The 15,913-nt window shown below is 50.0% G+C and carries 17 protein-coding genes and 1 riboswitch; of the genes, 14 read left to right on the top strand and 3 right to left on the bottom strand.

All coding sequences use genetic code 11. The features are described from left to right. The first annotated feature begins 44 nt into the window (after positions 1-44). Positions 45-1,556 (top strand): UDP-glucose--hexose-1-phosphate uridylyltransferase, encoded by a 1,512-nt coding sequence (gene galT / locus V3C10_17390; GenBank protein WVP61068.1) that lies wholly within the window; start codon positions 45-47, stop codon positions 1,554-1,556. 7 nt (positions 1,557-1,563) lie between these two features. Beyond that, on the top strand, positions 1,564-2,391 hold the full coding sequence (locus tag V3C10_17385) for a GTP pyrophosphokinase (GenBank protein WVP61067.1): 828 nt from the start codon (positions 1,564-1,566) through the stop codon (positions 2,389-2,391). Between the two features lie 96 nt (positions 2,392-2,487). Here the strand turns inward: V3C10_17385 and V3C10_17380 are convergent, their stop codons facing one another. Then, a complete protein-coding gene (locus V3C10_17380; protein ID WVP61066.1) occupies positions 2,488-3,516 on the bottom strand; it encodes a PTS sugar transporter subunit IIC in 1,029 nt (342 codons plus the stop codon). A gap of 284 nt (positions 3,517-3,800) precedes the next feature. Between V3C10_17380 and V3C10_17375 the strand changes: the two genes are divergently transcribed. From V3C10_17375 to V3C10_17335, 9 genes are all read left to right on the top strand, one after another. Beyond that, positions 3,801-4,244 carry a hypothetical protein gene (locus V3C10_17375; protein WVP61065.1) on the top strand — a complete coding sequence of 148 codons (444 nt, stop codon included), beginning with the start codon at positions 3,801-3,803 and terminating at the stop codon, positions 4,242-4,244. Between the two features lie 68 nt (positions 4,245-4,312). Then, a complete protein-coding gene (locus V3C10_17370) occupies positions 4,313-4,993 on the top strand; it encodes a vitamin B12 dependent-methionine synthase activation domain-containing protein (GenBank protein WVP61064.1) in 681 nt (226 codons plus the stop codon). 3 nt (positions 4,994-4,996) lie between these two features. After that, positions 4,997-7,474, top strand: coding sequence for a homocysteine S-methyltransferase family protein (locus V3C10_17365; protein WVP61063.1), 2,478 nt, complete (start codon positions 4,997-4,999; stop codon positions 7,472-7,474). A 111-nt stretch (positions 7,475-7,585) separates the two neighbouring features. Next, positions 7,586-8,440, top strand: coding sequence for a MurR/RpiR family transcriptional regulator (locus V3C10_17360; GenBank protein WVP61062.1), 855 nt, complete (start codon positions 7,586-7,588; stop codon positions 8,438-8,440). Positions 8,441-8,608: 168 nt separating this feature from the next. After that, the gene (locus tag V3C10_17355) at positions 8,609-8,872 is read left to right on the top strand and encodes an HPr family phosphocarrier protein (protein ID WVP61061.1); all 264 of its coding nucleotides are present in this window, start codon (positions 8,609-8,611) and stop codon (positions 8,870-8,872) included. A gap of 93 nt (positions 8,873-8,965) precedes the next feature. Then, complete coding sequence (locus tag V3C10_17350) at positions 8,966-9,400, top strand: acyl-CoA thioesterase (protein ID WVP61060.1); 435 nt, start codon at positions 8,966-8,968, stop codon at positions 9,398-9,400. Positions 9,401-9,403: 3 nt separating this feature from the next. Then, positions 9,404-9,943 carry a phosphatase PAP2 family protein gene (locus V3C10_17345; protein ID WVP61059.1) on the top strand — a complete coding sequence of 180 codons (540 nt, stop codon included), beginning with the start codon at positions 9,404-9,406 and terminating at the stop codon, positions 9,941-9,943. 11 nt (positions 9,944-9,954) lie between these two features. Continuing rightward, a riboswitch (THF riboswitch) is annotated at positions 9,955-10,053 on the top strand. A 60-nt stretch (positions 10,054-10,113) separates the two neighbouring features. Further along, on the top strand, positions 10,114-10,689 hold the full coding sequence (locus V3C10_17340; GenBank protein ID WVP61058.1) for a folate family ECF transporter S component: 576 nt from the start codon (positions 10,114-10,116) through the stop codon (positions 10,687-10,689). Between the two features lie 327 nt (positions 10,690-11,016). Next, positions 11,017-11,844 carry an Mrp/NBP35 family ATP-binding protein gene (locus V3C10_17335; GenBank protein ID WVP61057.1) on the top strand — a complete coding sequence of 276 codons (828 nt, stop codon included), beginning with the start codon at positions 11,017-11,019 and terminating at the stop codon, positions 11,842-11,844. Between the two features lie 105 nt (positions 11,845-11,949). Here the strand turns inward: V3C10_17335 and V3C10_17330 are convergent, their stop codons facing one another. Further along, the gene (locus V3C10_17330) at positions 11,950-12,795 is read right to left on the bottom strand and encodes a D-amino acid aminotransferase (protein ID WVP61056.1); all 846 of its coding nucleotides are present in this window, start codon (positions 12,793-12,795) and stop codon (positions 11,950-11,952) included. A 211-nt stretch (positions 12,796-13,006) separates the two neighbouring features. Between V3C10_17330 and V3C10_17325 the strand changes: the two genes are divergently transcribed. After that, on the top strand, positions 13,007-13,720 hold the full coding sequence (locus V3C10_17325) for a GTP pyrophosphokinase family protein (protein WVP61055.1): 714 nt from the start codon (positions 13,007-13,009) through the stop codon (positions 13,718-13,720). 40 nt (positions 13,721-13,760) lie between these two features. Here the strand turns inward: V3C10_17325 and V3C10_17320 are convergent, their stop codons facing one another. After that, positions 13,761-14,543, bottom strand: a complete 783-nt coding sequence (locus V3C10_17320; GenBank protein WVP61054.1) for a GNAT family N-acetyltransferase — start codon at positions 14,541-14,543, stop codon at positions 13,761-13,763. A 251-nt stretch (positions 14,544-14,794) separates the two neighbouring features. On the opposite strand from V3C10_17320, the gene V3C10_17315 reads away from it, so the two are divergent. Together V3C10_17315 and V3C10_17310 are read left to right on the top strand one after the other, a co-directional pair. Beyond that, complete coding sequence (locus V3C10_17315; GenBank protein WVP61053.1) at positions 14,795-15,160, top strand: CidA/LrgA family protein; 366 nt, start codon at positions 14,795-14,797, stop codon at positions 15,158-15,160. A gap of 5 nt (positions 15,161-15,165) precedes the next feature. After that, positions 15,166-15,858: an LrgB family protein gene (locus V3C10_17310; GenBank protein WVP61052.1), complete on the top strand. Its 693-nt coding sequence runs from the start codon at positions 15,166-15,168 to the stop codon at positions 15,856-15,858. Positions 15,859-15,913: the final 55 nt, after the last annotated feature.

Raw genomic sequence — 15,913 nt, 5'->3', positions numbered from 1 at the left:
GAAGCAGATTGCGCGAAGCGCATCAAAATATAAGGAGGCGTGGTATGGTATACGAAGCAATTAAAAAACTGGTTAAATATGGTCTTACGACAGGACTGATTGAGGAAGAAGACCGGATTTATGCGACGAATCAGATCCTGGATGTACTGAAGCTGGACGAGTATGAAGAGCCGGAGACGGAGTCCGGGGAAGTGAATCTGGAAGAAACGCTGAAAGAGCTGATGGATTTTGCCCATGAGTCCGGAGTACTGCCGGAAGACAGTGTGGTTTACAGGGATTTATTCGATACAAGGCTGATGAACTGCCTGATGCCGAGGCCGTCGGAGGTTGTGCGGAAATTCTTTGGCCTTTATAACCATCAGTCGCCTCAGGCCGCTACGGAATATTACTATAAGTTAAGCCAGGATTCCGATTACATCAGAAGATACCGCGTCTGTAAAGATATGAAATGGGTAACGGAGACAAAATATGGTGAACTGGACATTACGGTAAACCTCTCAAAACCGGAGAAGGATCCGAAGGCAATTGCCGCCGCCAAGCTTGCAAAACAGGGCGGTTATCCCAAATGCCTGCTCTGCCGAGAAAATGAGGGGTATGCGGGGCGCGTAAACCATCCGGCCAGGAATAACCACCGCACGATTCCGATCACGGTAAACGACAGCCGGTGGGGCTTCCAGTATTCGCCCTATGTTTATTATAATGAGCATTGCATCGTATTTAACGGACAGCATATACCGATGAAAATCGAGAAGGCGACCTTTATTAAGCTCTTTGATTTTGTCAAAATGTTTCCTCATTATTTTCTGGGTTCCAACGCGGATCTGCCGATTGTCGGCGGTTCCATTTTAAGCCATGATCATTTCCAGGGAGGCCATTATACTTTTGCCATGGCGAAAGCGCCGATTGAAAAGTATTTTACCTTCCAGGGGTTTGAGGATGTGGAGGCCGGTATTGTATACTGGCCGATGTCGGTGCTGCGCACACGCGCCAAAGATCCGGAGCGCCTGATTGAGCTGGGGGATAAAGTCCTCACGGCCTGGAGAAACTATACGGATGAGGCTGCATTTGTCTTTGCCGAGACGGATGGGGAACCGCACAACACGATCACTCCGATCGCCAGAAAGAACGGCGAAATGTTTGAGCTGGATCTGGTACTGAGGAATAATATAACAACGGAGGAGTTTCCTCTGGGACTTTATCATCCCCATCAGGAACTTCACCATATCAAGAAAGAAAATATCGGCTTAATTGAAGTGATGGGCCTGGCGGTGCTCCCGTCCAGACTGAAAGACGAGCTGGCAAAACTGGGAGAGTACATTACTGCAGGTAAAGATATAAGGGGCAGCGAGGAACTTGAAAAGCATGCCGACTGGGTGGAGGCGTTCCTTCCCAAATATGAAAAGATTACAAAGGATAATGTGGATGAAATCCTGAAAGACGAGGTGGGACTCGTATTCGAGAGAGTACTGGAAGATGCCGGAGTCTATAAATGCACGGAGGAGGGCAGGGCGGCTTTTGCCAGATTCCTGAATTCCGTTGGTGCCGGAGAGGTATAGAGATCGAATGCTGGACATAAAAGAATTTCTTAAGAAGTACAACATGGATTACGGCGACTATGAGTCGGCGGGCATTGACTGGGAAGAACTCCAGGCAATCCACGATCACTACGGGAACATCGAGCAGAAACTGCGGGGGATAGGAAAAGATTTTGTGGATGAGTATCTCTATGACATTGAGAAAGCCGGGATCCATTCTTACCGCTACAGGACGAAGGAACCGGGGCATCTGGTCGAGAAGATTATCAGGAAACGGAATGAGCTGCCGGAGAAATTTGCACGTATTGACCGCACCAATTACTGGAAATATGTAACGGATCTGATCGGCATCCGGGTGTTTTTCCTGTACCGGGAGGACTGGAGACATTTTCACGAATATATTACATCTGTGTTTGAGAACGACCCGGAGCAGTATGTCAGGGACCGGGAGGCGGATTTTGACGGGAATGTGAATCATTATTATATTGCCGAGCGTCCGAAGGTATACAGAAGAACCGGAGACAGCCGTATCTATGACGAGGATCTCATTGACATTAAATCGGACGGAATTTACCGCTCTCTCCATTACATCGTGAAATACAAGGGATATTATGTGGAGATCCAGGCCAGGACCCTGTTTGAGGAGGGATGGAGCGAGGTGGATCATGACATCGTCTATCCTTATTTCCAGGACGACGAGATGCTCAAAGACTTTTCCACCCTGTTAAACCGTCTGTCGGGAATGGCGGACGAGATGAGTTCTTATTTCCGGAGAATGAAGCAGAAAAAGGAAGGCGTTGGCAGAACGGAGGAGCATATGGAGCTGCGGGCGGCGGAAATAAAGGAAGAGCCATAAAAGCGGGCGGAGTAAAAGCATAAAAAAGCATCTGTCGGGGAAGCAATTTTCCTGCGGCAGATGCTTTTTTATATATAGGAAAGTGATCTTATATAATTATAGATCCAGTTTCAAATCCCCTTCTTTAATCCAGCCTGCTTTCCGGCACATGAGACCGAAGAGAGGAGTCAGGACAGCCGGGAGAATGAAGCAGACAAGCAGGATGCCGAGCCACATATTGGTTCCGCCCGTTTCCTGCATGGCGGTGTAGATTCCGATAGGGCCCACCAGTCCGCAGGTTCCCATACCGGAACCCGTCGGGATATTTTCCAGTTTGAACACCATGGTAGATATGGGACCCGTCACCATGGAGGCCAAAGTCGGCGGAATCCAGATTCTCGGGTTCCGGACAATATTGCCCATCTGGAGCATGGAAGTTCCAAGGCCCTGAGCAAGAAGGCCGCCCCATTTATTTTCACGGAAACTCAGGATGGCAAAACCGACCATCTGCGCGCAGCAGCCGGCTGTGGCGGCGCCTCCGGCCAGCCCGTCCAGGCTGAGCATAATACAGATTGCGGCGCTGCTGATGGGAAGCGTCAGGGCAATGCCGATGAGGGCGGAAACCAGAATGCCCATAAAGAGGGGCTGCATCACGGTAGCTGTTTTTACAAGGTTGCCGAACGCGGTCATGAAAGCCGAGACACCGGGACCGACAAACTGCGAGGCCAGAACACCGGAGATAATGGTGACTCCGGGAGTGACGAGGATGTCCACCGGAGTTTCTTTGGAAACGATCTTTCCAAGCTCTGTGGCGATAATCGTGGCAACCAGGGCTCCGACGGGGCCGCCCAGTTCATTGCCGGCAATACCGACGGTGGCAGCGGAAAAAAGTACGAGCGGCGGCGCTTTCAGGGCAAATGCGATAGAGACGCCGAGGGCGGCGCCGGTAGCGCTTTTGGCATAGGCGGATATGGTGGTAAAGATTTCGATATGGGTTTTATCGCCAAGTGTAGCGAAGATAGTGCCGATGAGCAGAGAAGCGAAAAGACCGAAGGCCATTGCGCCCAGTGCATCGATGAGGTAAGTCTGAACGGAGACATTGACCTGCTTCCGTTTCAGAAAATCCTTAAATGTGCTTTGACTCATAATAAATCCCCCTGTTGTAATACTGTATTTTTATAGTTACTGTATTCTAGCATATTTTCCAGTAAATTCAAGCTTTTAACAGAATTTAGCAGGAATTCGTTAAATTAATAACAAGAAGGTGGATAAGAAAAGAGGCGGGCGGCGGCCACCCACAACTGATTGCAGATGTACCGGGGAACATGGTATAATGACTACGGAGTAGTCATTATACCTGCGCATGACGGTTTCTGCATCCACTGCAGAAAACCGGGCGCTAAGTTCCGTTCAGAAAGGAGAGGAGCGGCATGGCAAAAAGAATATGTCCTGTCTGTGATCAGAGGATGAAAAGTGCACATTACTGTTCTGTCTGCAGGAGTTTTGTGAGACATCCGAGAATCGTGGAAGGGGATTTTTATCTGAATGAACGTCATCCTTCATCGGAGGGAAACTGTGAATACCATAATCCGTCGTTTATGAAGGAGAACCCTAAAAAGCAGGGATCCCCGGCTTTCGGCTGGAAGGGAGGGGCAGGAACTTCCGCTCCGGGGTATGGGACCGGCCGTCAGGCTGGAGGCCGGGGCGGTTCCATAAAATATGGAGGGCAGACCTACGGGGCCGGCCAAAAAGGATATTACGCCGGTAAAAACAGCAGCAGCCCGGTATCCTCGGCCATTCTCATTATCTTCGTAATTATGTTTCTGATTGTACTTTTATCAACCATTATTCCCGTTCTGATGTTTGCCATATAAAGAACAGTGACCGGAATGAAAAACCATATTTCCGGGAATATTGGGAAATAATTGACAGAGGGAGACAGATGGAGCGCAGTGATAAGATAGAAGTAAAACGCTCCGAGGTATACAGATACCTTGGATTTGGGCATAATCTGCCCGATGAGACGACGGTAAGCCTGGTGGAAGACAGTATCAGGGAGCTGGAACGAGTTGTTTCGCCCCGGTTTTTTTCGAGATCCTTTCCGCTCAAACATCTTAAGGACGGCCGGCTGGATTTTACCTGCTTTCAGGTGGAGAGCCTCGACCTTTCAAAGAATTTAAAAGATTGTGAAAGGGTAATCCTGTTTGCAGCGACCCTGGGAGCGGGGCCCGATTTACTTGCGCGCCGTTACGGCCGCCTTGAAATGAGCCGCGCCGTTGTGCTGCAGGCAGCCTCCGCCGCCATGATTGAGGCGTGGTGCGACAGGAAGAATGAGGAACTGAAAGAGGAAGCGCTCAGGCAGGGAGAGTTCCTGCGGCCAAGGTTCAGCCCGGGGTACGGTGATTTTTCTCTTGAATATCAGAAGATTCTGACGAAGGTGCTGGAGACGGGAAAGACGGTGGGGGTTACCCTGACGGACAGTCTTCTGATGGTGCCCTCCAAGTCGGTGACGGCGGTGATTGGCGCCGGCAGAAAAGACGACCAGGACGAAAAGGAAGACCAGAACGAAAAGGAAGACTGCGGGGGGTGCGGCAAGGCGGACTGCCCTTACCGGAAAGGTTAAGAGATGAAGATACTGGAAGAATTAAAAACAAAAATTCTGCTGTTTGACGGAGGCACCGGCAGTCTTTTGCAGGAGGCTGGCCTGAAACCGGGAGAACTTCCGGAAACATGGAATATCATCCGCCCTGATTTCATGGTGAAGCTTCACAGGGACTATCTGGAAGCGGGATGTGACATTATCAAAACGAATACATTCGGAGCCAACCGTTTTAAATACAACAGCAGTTCCAAATACGGCCTGAAGGAAATCGTCACCGCGGCCATGGAAAATGCAAAGCGGGCGGTAAGGGAGGCCGGAAGGGGATATATTGCCCTGGATCTGGGGCCCACGGGCAAGCTTTTAAAACCCATGGGCCAGCTCGAGTTTGAGGAGGCCGTCTCCATTTACCGTGAGGTGGTGGAGATTGGGGCGGCACAGGGGGCCGATCTGATTCTGATCGAGACGATGAGCGACACCTATGAATTAAAGGCGGCTGTGCTTGCTGCCAGGGAAAACAGCGCGCTTCCGGTCTTTGCAACGGTAATTTTCGATGAAAAAGGGAAAATGCTGACGGGCGGCACCCCGAAGGCAGTCATAGGAATGCTGGAAGGCCTGAGAGTGGATGCAATCGGAATGAACTGCGGCCTCGGTCCCGTCCAGATGAAACCTCTGGCAGCCGAATTTTTAAAATATGCCTCAGTTCCCGTGATAGTCAATCCCAATGCAGGCCTTCCGAGAAGCGAAGGCGGGAGAACCGTTTACGACATAGGACCCGATGAATTTGAGACGGCAATGAAGGAGATACTGGATCTGGGGATTAATGTGGCAGGCGGCTGCTGCGGGACCACGCCGGAGCATATAAAACGGCTGGACCGCCTGCGGACGGGAAGAGAACAGAGACTTCCCGGAGAAAAACAGTTTACCGTTGCCACCTCCTATGCCTCGGCGGTGGAGTTTGGCTCCGATCCCGTGATTATCGGCGAGCGTATCAACCCAACGGGCAAGGCAAAGTATAAACAGGCCCTGATGGAAAAAAACATGGAGTTTATCCTGGAGGAAGGAATCTCGCAGCAGGAAAGCGGAGCCCATGTCCTGGATATCAATGTGGGGCTGCCGGAGATAGATGAACCGGAGATCATGGCTCTGGCGGTGCGGGAGCTTCAGGGAATCACCGAGCTGCCGCTTCAGATAGACACTGCGAATACGGAGGCAATGGCCCGCGCCATGCGGATTTACAACGGAAAGATCATGGTCAATTCCGTCAATGGAAAACAGGAGATGATGGATGCCGTCTTTCCGCTTGTGAAGCGCTATGGCGGTGTCGTAGTCGCACTGACACTGGACGAGCAGGGAATTCCGGGGACATCCGATGGACGGATTGAGATAGCCAGAAAAATCTACCGGGAAGCGGAGAAATATGGGATCGGGAAAAAAGATATTTTGATAGACGCCCTCTGCATGACCGTCAGCTCCGATCCGCTTGGCGCCCTGACCACGCTTGAGACCGTGAGGCGGATTCGGGACGAACTGGGAGGAAAGACGATACTGGGCGTCTCCAATATTTCCTTCGGACTTCCGGTGAGGGAGAACATTAATGCCAATTTCTTTACAATGGCCCTTTACAGCGGCCTGAATGCGGCGATTATCAATCCCGGTTCCGAGCCGATGATGTGTTCCTATCACAGCTTCCGTGCGCTGGCAGCCCTGGATGAGAACTGTGCCGGCTATATTGACGCCTATAAGGACGCCGGGCAGCCATCGGCGGCAGGGGCAGGACTGAGTTCAGGAGACATGTATGCCAGGTCTCCGAAGGCGTCTGAGATTGCCTGGATTCCCGGGACTTCAGAGACTCCGGGCGGCGTACCTTCCGGGGAAGGCAGTGAGGCCCAACTGTTCCTCAGTGTCTTAAAGGGGCTTAAGGACCAGGCTGCCAGGGCGGCGGGAGAGCTGCTTAGAGAGAAGGAACCCTTAGACGTCATCGATACCTGCATGATTCCGGCCCTCGACCGCGTGGGGAAGGGATATGAGGCGGGGACGGTGTTCCTCCCCCAGCTTCTGATGAGCGCGGAGGCGGCCAAAGCGGCTTTTGATGTGATTCGGGAGAAGCTTGACGAATCGGGCCGGACCGGCGGGAAAAAAGGGAAAATCATTCTGGCCACGGTGAAGGGCGATATTCACGACATTGGAAAGAATATTGTCAAAGTGCTCCTGGAAAACTACGGCTACGAAGTGATCGATTTGGGAAAGGACGTGCCGCCGGAAAGGATTGTCCGGGAGGCGGAGGAGAGGCAGGTGCCTCTTGTGGGACTCAGCGCCCTTATGACAACGACGGTTCCCGCGATGCAGAGGACAATTGCAGAACTGAAGGAAAAGGCTCCCTGGGTGAAAGTGATGGTGGGAGGCGCCGTCCTGACGCCGGAATACGCGGAAATGATCGGCGCGGATGCGTACTGCAGCGATGCGATGGCATCCGTCTCTTATGCCAGGAAAATTATCGGTTAAGAAATTGATAAATCTATGCCATTTACACGAAAATACCATTGTAAAACTTGAAGGGCTGTGATATAATCACGTCATGAAATAAAATTACATGTATAAGAGGAATGGTGAAATATGGACGAGGCGAAGAGTGTAATCGGCGTAATTTGTTCCTCCTATGATTCATTTTTTGATTCTGAAAAGAAAATTGCAAACTGTATCATGGAACGCAGGCGTGAAGTCGTGGATATGACCGTTGCCGAGCTGGCCCAGGCCAGCGGGGCCAGCGATGCATCCGTGTCACGTTTTTGCAGGAGATGCGGTTTCAAGGGGTTTCATCAGCTTAAAATGACACTGGCCGGGGAACTGGCGGAAGAATCCCAGGGGGCGGTCGGTAACGACATCAGCCGCAGGGATATCGGACAGTCGCTTCAGAATATTCTGGCGAATAAGACGGAGGAGCTGAAACAGACGGTGGCCATGATGGAGCCAGAGAATTTGGATCGGATTCTGGAGATAATACAGAAAGCGGGAACGGTTCAGTTTGTGGCCGTGGGCAATACCATACCGGTGGCAATGGATGCGGCTTTTAAGTTCAACCAGCTGGGCATTCGGGCCGTGACGGGCACGGTGCTGGAGACTCAGACAGCCTACGCCTTTAACCTCGGAAAGAAGGATGTCATTATTGCGATTTCCAATTCGGGGGTATCCAGGAGACTTATCAGGTTACTTGAAGGAGCTGCGGGGAACGGGGTTACGATTATTTCCATTACAAACAGTCCCGATTCACCGGTGGCAAAGCTTTCAGACTATCACATCACGACGGCAACAAGGGAGAAACTGCTGAGAGAGGATTTCCTCTTTTCCAGAGTTCCGGCAACAATGGTAATAGAGATACTTTATCTTCTTTTATCTGTCAGCATCAGGGGTGCGACGGAGAGTGTGAGGAGGCATGAGACCGCCATCATGGAGGACAAGCAGATCCGTTGAAATGATTGGCCGTGCCGTTATGGAGGGACTGTCGGTCACCGTTTATCTCATAAAAAGCAGTGATGGCACTTGACAGTCAATACAACTTATACTAGAATTTATATAAACTCAGATAAAAGAACGTAAAGCACTATAAATAAAGACAATAATAGTGAAGGAGAAGAAAATATGTTATCTAAAAAATTAACAATCACGAATCCATCAGGTCTCCACTTAAGACCGGCAGGTATTTTATCCCAGACGGCAATGAAGTTCAAGAGTGACACAACAATCGAATGCGGAGAGAAGAAAATTACTGCAAAGAGTGTTTTAAATGTTATGGCGGCAGGAATTAAGTGTGGTACAGAGATTACTCTCATCTGTGACGGTCCGGATGAGGAAGAAGCTTTAAAGACGATTTCCGAGGCAATTGAGACCGGACTCGGCGAATAGTGACTGAGAACAGTAAGAAATCCGCAGAGAGTATTGCACATTGGGCGATACTCTCTTTTGCGCTATCATCAAAGGAGAAAGGGGAATTATATTATGAAATTCGATGTTTACGAACATAAAACACAGTATTACGAAACGGATCAGATGGGAATTATCCACCACGCCAATTACCTTCACTGGTTTGAAGAGGCGAGAATCGATATCATGGAACAGATGGGTATGGGCTACGATATGATGGAGAAACAGGGAATTATATGCCCGGTTCTGGCTGTGCGCTGTGACTACAAGAGCATGTCGCGCTTCGGGGAAACCGTCCAGGTACTGACCAGCCTGAAGGAATACAACGGGATCCGCATGGCATTGGAGTATACGGTTATCGATAAAGAAACTGCGCAGGTGCGCTGTGTGGGGGAAAGCCGTCACTGTTTCCTGACGAGGGACGGAAAACCCGTTTCACTGAAACGCAACTACATTGAGATGGACAAGGCATTCCGGGAGTATACGGACGCCCAGTCAGAGGAAACGTAATTTATGGCCTTTCTGGAACTGGAGTTTTCAATTCTTTACTTTTTACAGGAGCTTCATACGCCGTTTCTGGACCGTTTTATGACAGCCGTTACATCACTCGGTGATAAGGGATGGTTTTTTATCGTCCTGGGAGTAGTGCTTTTCTGCATCAGAAAGACGAGGAAGGTGGGGGTCGCGGTTCTTCTGTCATTGGCAGCGGGAGCCTTAATCGGCAATGTGTTCATAAAAAACATAGTGATGCGGGATCGGCCGTGCTGGATTGATGAGAGCGTTCAACTTCTGATACACAATCCGAAGGATTTTTCCTTTCCCTCCGGACACACCCTGGCCTCTTTTGAAGCGGCGGCCAGCGTCTTTTTTTACAACCGGAAATGGGGGATTCCACTGCTCATTCTGGCGTCGCTTATTGCACTTTCCAGATTGTATCTCTTCGTGCATTTTCCGACGGATGTGTTAAGCGGAATGGCCCTTGGAATTTTTATTGCATGGTATGTTCACAGAACTATTGAAAAGTATGATTTAAATGATATACTAAGGCTATAAAAAAATAAGAACGCAGAGTAGGTATGCAGGCGTCAAGTGTCGGATGAACAGGGAGTTGACATCCGGACGAAGGGGATTTCCCCGCGGCCTGTATCCCGCATCCCGCTGCATCGCTGATATTATATATCTCCTGATGTGGATCGAGAGTTCTGCAGAAGGAGGTATTTTTTATGAAGAAATTTGTAACTGTTTACCGTGATTCCTACCGTGAGCTTAAAAAGGTCAGGACAATCACGACTGCCGCCATGTTCATGGCTGTCGCCGTAGTGCTCGGATATTTTACAATCGAAGCCGGCCCGTATCTGAAAATTGGATTCGGTGCCGTAGTCAACCAGTTTGTATACTTCATGTTCGGACCGGTAGTGGGCGGATTTTACGGCGGTGTCCTGGATTTGATTAAATATATCATCAAACCGACCGGAGCGTTCTTTCCCGGCTTTACGTTCAATGCAATCCTTGCCGGAATTATCTATGGAACGTTTCTGTACCAGAGGCCGCTTACATTTAAGAGAACCCTGGCTGTCCATTTTATCGTAATTATGGTCTGCAACGTGTTTCTTAACACGCTATGGCTCAGCATGATGTCGGGCAAGGGGATTCTGGCGCTGATTCCGATGCGTTTTGTAAAGAATATTATTATGTGGCCTATCGACACGGCCATCTTCTACCTGATTGCAAAAAAGATGGAAGAAGCGGGAATCGTGAAGGCAATCAGGCAGTTCAAGCTGCCGGGCGCAAGAGCCTGAGAGCAGGAAATGTCAGAAACAGATGAAACGGCGCTGCCGGCAGACTTCTTACGTTGGAAGTCTGCCGGCAGTATTCGATCCATGGTTGTTCCGGGCGGCATTGAACGAAGCAGGATAACGTTAACGCTATTCTGCCTTCGTGAAGGGGATGCTGCCCGGAGAACCGATGAAATTTCTGCTCACTGAATAGAACAAGACAAAAATAAAAGAATGTGCTAATATAATAGTCAGGCATTGGGAAAACTCAAAACTGGGCGTGCTTTTATCTGCCCGGCAGAGGATTCCCGAAGAATTATTATAAAAATTATCAGGTAAGGAGATAAGGCAATGAGCGAGAATTGTAACCATAACTGCAGCAGCTGCAGCGAAAATTGTGAAAGCCGGACGGCGGAGAGCTTTTTAGAGCCGTTAAATCCACAAAGCACCGTTAAAAAAGTCATAGGTGTAGTCAGTGGTAAAGGCGGAGTAGGCAAGTCACTTGTGACATCCCTGATGGCATGCAAGATGAGAGCCAGAAATTATCGTACGGCCATTCTGGATGCTGATATAACAGGTCCCTCCATCCCCAAGGCATTCGGCCTCCATGAAATGGTAAAGGTGACGGAAGACAGCCTGATGCTGCCGGGTGTGAGCGCAACGGGCGTTGAGATCCTGTCTGCAAATATGATCCTGGAACATGAGACGGATCCGGTTATCTGGAGAGGCCCAATTGTGGGAGGCGTGATTAAACAGTTCTGGGGCGAGGCGCTCTGGAAGGATATTGATTATATGTTTGTCGATATGCCTCCGGGAACGGGAGATGTTCCGCTGACCGTATTCCAGTCACTTCCTCTTGCAGGAATCATCATTGTGACGTCACCGCAGGAACTGGTTTCCATGATTGTAGCGAAAGCGGTTAACATGGCGAAAAAGATGGATATTCCGATTCTGGGACTGGTGGAAAACATGAGCTATCTGGAGTGTCCCGATTGCGGAAAGAGAATCTCTGTGTTCGGTGAGAGCCATATTGAGGAGACGGCCAAAGAGTATGGTATCCCGGTTCTGGCCCAAATCCCGATCGACCCGCAGATTGCAAACAGCGTTGACCAGGGAGTGGTTGAGTATATCAAGACGCCGTGGCTTGAAAAGGCGGCGGATGTAATAGAGAATGTGTAGAATAAACAATTGAAAGACGACGGCAGCCGGACCGGAATTCCATGTCACTTTCCTATGGAATCCAGGCCGGCTACCGCCTTTCGGTTACGGGCACACTTTCTGCTGTTACTGAGCGGTTGCCTCGTCGAAACGCTCAAAATAGGAGGACTGCACTTTTTTCCAAAGCCCGGTCGCTTTACCTCCGACGGGCTGTCCGTCGATCTCGCTGGCAATGAGGCCGAGCCTGGAAGAACTGGAAACGATGACCTCGTCGGCCTCCATCAGCTCTTTTACGGTGAACGGCCGCTCATCTACCGGGATTCCCAGCTTTTTACACTGCTGGATCAGATGCATCCGGGAGATGCCGGGAAGGATGTAATGGTCGGTGGGATGGGTGATGAATACGCCGTCCTTCAGGATGGAGATGTTGCAGGAACTGCATTCAGTGACAATATCGCCGCGGTGGAAGACGCATTCGTCGCAGCCGGCCTCATGCGCTTTCTGGTATGCCATGACATTGGGGATCAGGTTCAGGGTCTTGATATTGCAGTGAAGGAACCTTGTGTCCTCCTCGGTGATGAGTTTCATGGTCTTCGAAGGAGAGGCAGGCGCACCGGGTTTCATCGTGATCCAGAGGTTCGGCTTAATGGGAGCTTCGGGGAAGGAATGAATCCGGATGGCTGTCCCTCTCGTAAGCTGCCAGTATACGAAAATTTCCGAATCATCCATCTCTTTCAGAAGAGAGGTGAGGATTTCCGTCAGTTCCTCCCTTGTATAGGGAACCTTCATGCGGAGCAGTCCTGCGCTGTTGTAAAAACGGTCCAGATGCTCCTCCAGGGCAAAGATTTTACCGTTCCTGGCCAGAGTGGCTTCGTATACTCCGTCACCGAAGTAACAGGCGCGGTCGTTCATTGGGACTTTCATTTCTTCCAGCGGTCCGTAAGTTCCGTTATAATATCCGAGATATTTCATAAGTAACCTCCTGTATTAATGTATTTTTGAACACTTGCGAGGTATTGCGCGGGCAAAACTTCTATTTTGAGCATACCACAGAGACCTCATATTTGTAAATGAACAGGGACGGTTTTTAGGAAAATTTAAGGATTCTTTCATTGTTTATGCGTCTGCTTTCGGGTATAATGAAATAAGATTACGACCATGAAAAACTATTGGGGTGTTGACAATGAATATTAACTTGAATCCAAACAGCGAACTGACCCAGTTTGCAGTGAATGCACCGAAGGAAGTGGAGGTTCCGGATACTTTAATCGGAGTGGCGAAACAGTTCCAGGAATGCATGATGCAGTATACCTGTGCGATCAGAGAGGTGAAGACGAAGCTGGAAGTTCTCAATGACGAGCTTTCCGTCAGGAATTCCAGAAATCCGATAGAGATGATTAAGTCACGCGTGAAGAAACCACGCAGTATCATTGAGAAGCTGCAGAGAAGGGGGCTCCCGGTATCGGTGGAATCGATGATGCAGAACCTGGACGACATTGCGGGAATCCGTGTGATCTGTTCCTTTATTGATGATATCTACGAGATTAGCAAGATGCTGGCGCGCCAGGATGATGTGAAGGTGATTGCCATCAAGGATTATATCAGGTGCCCGAAGGAGAATGGATACAGAAGCTATCATATGATTATCGAAGTTCCTGTTTTCTTTTCGGACAGCAAGAAGCAGATTCGGGTGGAGGTTCAGATCAGGACGATCGCCATGGACTTCTGGGCCAGCCTGGATCACCAGCTTAAGTACAAGAAGGATCTGGAGGAAGAGGACGCGGCGGAGATTGGACAGGAGCTTAGAAACTGTGCCGAGATCATTGCGGAAACGGACTGGAAGATGCTGGAAGTCAGACAGCGGATCGAGGAGAAGGGAATCATCATCCAGAGATGATGTGCGATGACCTGCGTGTCCTGAGTACAGGCCACCGCCATCAATACAGATAATAGGACAGGGTTTCGGTAATCCGGAATCCTGTTTTTTTATAAAGACTCACGGCAGCATCATTATCGCCCGATACGTGCAGGAAGAGAACGGCGTTCCCCCGGCTGCGCAGAATTTCGATAACCGATAAAAGCGCTTCCTCCCCCAGACCGCGTCCGCGGCAGTTCTCCTCCACCAGGAAGGAATAGAGACAGACGCCGGTGCCGAAAGAAGCCGTCCGGCAGACGGCAATGGGACGGGATTCATCAGCCGCCAGAGAGAACGAGTAGGAGACAGAGGAATCGGGGCCGTTTACGGAGCGGCAGACGAGCCGCCTGCCGGACGGCGCAGGAGCTTCATTTGGGCATGGTAAGGAGAGATCAAGTTCCATTCTGTATTCACAGGAGTCGTACTCCGCACCGAGCGATTCCAGAACGGGAACGACGGCGGGATCCTGCCCGTCGACCGGAATCAGAAGGCTGATTTCTTCAAATTCAGCCCCGGCCTCGTCAAAGACAGCGGAAAAGTATCCTTTTTTTCTGAAAGACGGATGGGTGAAAGCCAGACATTCGGCCGTCTCATCAAAATCGTCTGTTTCGGGCATAATAAGCGCAAGTGCGCAGACCAGAACCGGAATGGAAGAAGCGCATTCTTCATAAGCCAGAAAGAATACGGAACCATCCTCATAAGGAAAGCTGGTTCTTATTGGGTAAAGGGAGCGGCATTCATCAATGAGATGCCCGATTTCTTTTTTCTGCTGCCCGGTAAGCCGGTCTGTTTTAATAATCTGCATATGATATCTCCTGTCATGCCTGCCGCGGGAGAGAATCCTGGCGTGCGGTGGTGGTATGGTTCCGTCTGTTTCGTGGTGAAAAAAGTTTTCAAATAAAAAATGGCGGCTTTCTGACAACGTTTTATTAAGTATAGTACATAAAAGGCAAAATTTTCAACAAATTTTCTCTGAATTTATTGTACTTTTCATATTGTCCTATAAAAAATGGAGTGATAGAATTAAAACGTTCAGACGAGAGGAGATATGACAGAATGAAGTACCTGAAAGAAGCTACAATTATTTTTGGCATAACGATGGTGGGAGAAATTTTGAATCACCTGCTTCCGCTTCCGGTGCCGGCCGGCGTGTACGGCCTTTTTATCCTTCTGGTCCTGCTGTGTGCAGGGACGCTGAAGGTGGAGGATGTGTCGGGCGTCGGTGATTTTTTCCTGGATACGATGCCGCTTATGTTTATACCGGCAGGAGCCGGCCTTTTGAACAGTGTGCAGGAAGTGAAAGACATCCTGGTACCGCTCACCGTGATATCGGTGGTTTCCACGATATTTGTCATGGTGGTGACGGGCAGAATGGCCCAGCGCATCATACGGGGAACCGGAAAAAGAAAAGGAAAGGAATAACGCTCATGAATCAGTTGGTTGAATCGTCACTTTATTTCGGAATGCTGATCAGCGTGGGAGCCTACCTTTTCGGAGTGTGGCTGAGGAAGAGGACGGGATTTGCCATCCTGAACCCTCTGCTGGTTGCGATTATACTTGTAATTGCATTTTTATCGGTATTTCATATAAACTATGAAGAATATAATAAAGGAGCGGGCTTTTTGAGCTATCTGCTCACCCCGGCCACGGTCTGTCTTGCCATTCCGCTTTACAGGCAGCTTGAGCTTCTTAAGAAGAACCTGGTGGCCGTGGCAGCGGCAATCGTGACGGGAGTGCTCGGCAGCGCCGGGAGTATCTTTGTCATGGCGAGGGCATTTGGCCTGGAGCACACTCATTACGTATCCCTTCTTCCGAAGTCCATCACAACGGCAATCGGCATGGGCGTCAGCGAGGAAGCAGGAGGTATTGTGACACTTACAATCGTCAGCATAATAATCACGGGAATACTGGGGAATATTATTGCGGACTGGCTGTTTGGAATATTTAAAATTGAAGAGCCTATGGCGAAAGGCCTGGCGCTTGGGACAGCAGCCCACGCCATTGGAACCGCCAGGGCTTTGGAACTGGGAGAAATAGAGGGCGCCATGGGCAGCCTGGCCATTGCGGTGGCCGGACTTCTTACCGTGCTTGTGGTGCCTCTTGTGTCGGGGCTTATCTAGTTTCTGTCCCGTTTCTGTGAAGCAGACCTGGCTGAACAGCAACGGGAGCGGATGC

It is taken from the genome of [Clostridium] symbiosum (genome assembly GCA_036419695.1).
In the GTDB taxonomy this organism is placed as follows: Bacteria; Bacillota; Clostridia; order Lachnospirales; family Lachnospiraceae; genus Otoolea; species Otoolea symbiosa_A.
This window is presented reverse-complemented; position numbering and strand designations above follow the sequence as displayed.

Bases quoted from the DNA above. Each gene is read 5' to 3' on its own strand.
- V3C10_17330 (WVP61056.1), bottom strand. From the start codon at position 12,795: ATGAAATATCTCGGATATTATAACGGAACTTACGGACCGCTGGAAGAA.
- V3C10_17365 (WVP61063.1), top strand. From the start codon at position 4,997: ATGAAGATACTGGAAGAATTAAAAACAAAAATTCTGCTGTTTGACGGA.
- V3C10_17360 (WVP61062.1), top strand. From the start codon at position 7,586: ATGGACGAGGCGAAGAGTGTAATCGGCGTAATTTGTTCCTCCTATGAT.
- V3C10_17335 (WVP61057.1), top strand. From the start codon at position 11,017: ATGAGCGAGAATTGTAACCATAACTGCAGCAGCTGCAGCGAAAATTGT.
- V3C10_17345 (WVP61059.1), top strand. From the start codon at position 9,404: ATGGCCTTTCTGGAACTGGAGTTTTCAATTCTTTACTTTTTACAGGAG.
- V3C10_17320 (WVP61054.1), bottom strand. From the start codon at position 14,543: ATGCAGATTATTAAAACAGACCGGCTTACCGGGCAGCAGAAAAAAGAA.
- V3C10_17380 (WVP61066.1), bottom strand. From the start codon at position 3,516: ATGAGTCAAAGCACATTTAAGGATTTTCTGAAACGGAAGCAGGTCAAT.
- V3C10_17355 (WVP61061.1), top strand. From the start codon at position 8,609: ATGTTATCTAAAAAATTAACAATCACGAATCCATCAGGTCTCCACTTA.
- V3C10_17385 (WVP61067.1), top strand. From the start codon at position 1,564: ATGCTGGACATAAAAGAATTTCTTAAGAAGTACAACATGGATTACGGC.
- V3C10_17370 (WVP61064.1), top strand. From the start codon at position 4,313: ATGGAGCGCAGTGATAAGATAGAAGTAAAACGCTCCGAGGTATACAGA.
- V3C10_17340 (WVP61058.1), top strand. From the start codon at position 10,114: ATGAAGAAATTTGTAACTGTTTACCGTGATTCCTACCGTGAGCTTAAA.
- V3C10_17350 (WVP61060.1), top strand. From the start codon at position 8,966: ATGAAATTCGATGTTTACGAACATAAAACACAGTATTACGAAACGGAT.
- galT (WVP61068.1), top strand. From the start codon at position 45: ATGGTATACGAAGCAATTAAAAAACTGGTTAAATATGGTCTTACGACA.
- V3C10_17375 (WVP61065.1), top strand. From the start codon at position 3,801: ATGGCAAAAAGAATATGTCCTGTCTGTGATCAGAGGATGAAAAGTGCA.
- V3C10_17315 (WVP61053.1), top strand. From the start codon at position 14,795: ATGAAGTACCTGAAAGAAGCTACAATTATTTTTGGCATAACGATGGTG.
- V3C10_17310 (WVP61052.1), top strand. From the start codon at position 15,166: ATGAATCAGTTGGTTGAATCGTCACTTTATTTCGGAATGCTGATCAGC.
- V3C10_17325 (WVP61055.1), top strand. From the start codon at position 13,007: ATGAATATTAACTTGAATCCAAACAGCGAACTGACCCAGTTTGCAGTG.